At 59.9% G+C, this 965-nt stretch carries 2 protein-coding genes; both read right to left on the bottom strand.

Annotation, left to right across the window (positions count from 1 at the left end; genetic code table 11):
- Nucleotides 1-765, bottom strand: a 765-nt coding sequence (gene cysS, locus A3730_RS28230) for a cysteine--tRNA ligase (RefSeq protein ID WP_063539399.1), incomplete at its 3' end; no start/stop codon positions are given.
- Nucleotides 762-965, bottom strand: a 204-nt coding sequence (locus tag A3730_RS28235) for a phosphoribosyl-AMP cyclohydrolase (protein WP_304439544.1), incomplete at its 5' end; no start/stop codon positions are given. The genes cysS and A3730_RS28235, both read right to left, overlap by 4 nt.

A 965-nucleotide genomic window follows, 5' to 3' on the forward strand; every position in this document is an offset into this window, starting at 1 on the left:
CATCCAGTAGCGCACATAATCGGTGCCGTGGGCGCAGCAGCCCTGGGCGATCTCGTTCTCGTGGTGCGGGAAGATCAGGTCCTGCCCACCACCGTGGATATCGATGACATCGCCCAGATGCTTGTGGATCATGGCGGAACATTCGATGTGCCAGCCCGGGCGACCACGGCCCCAGGGGGAGTCCCAACCGGGCTGTTCATCGGTGGAGGGTTTCCACAGGATGAAGTCGCCAGGGTGTCGCTTGTAGTCGGCCACTTCCACCCGGGCACCGGCGAGCATGTCTTCCAGTTTACGCCCGGAGAGCTTGCCGTAGTCGGGCATGGATTCCACCGCGAACAGCACCTGGCCGTCGGCCTCATAGGCGTGGCCTTTTTCCACCAGAGTTTCGATCATCGCCAGCATTTCCGGGATGTGATCGGTGGCCTTGGGGATGATGTTCGGGGTTTTGGCATTCAGGGCCGCCATGTCTTCCAGGAAGGCGGCGCTAAAGCGCTCGGTGAGTTCGCCGATGTCTTCGCCGTTTTCCGCTGCGGCATTGATGATCTTGTCATCGATGTCGGTGATGTTGCGGGCATAGGCCACTTCCGGATAGAGCCGCTGCAGCAAGCGATACAGCACATCAAACACCACCACCGGGCGGGCGTTGCCGATATGGACGAAGTTGTAGACCGTGGGGCCGCACACATAGAGGGTGATGCGGTTGGGATCCAGCGGAATGAAGTCGTCCTTTTGCCCGGTGAGGGTGTTCTGCAGCTTGAGAGTCATTTTTTATAAAGCTCTTTCGGATCGATGATCGGCGTTTTGTCGATGGTCACGTTGTCGGCGTCGGCTTTCCAGTAGAAGCAGTCCCGGCGGCCGGTATGGCAGGCGGGGCCGGTCTGGTCCACTTTCACCAGCACGGTGTCGGCGTCGCAGTCGATGCGCAGTTCTTTCAGCATCTGCACCTGGCCGGAGGATTCGCCTTT

It is taken from the genome of Alcanivorax sp. HI0044, from assembly GCF_001634945.1.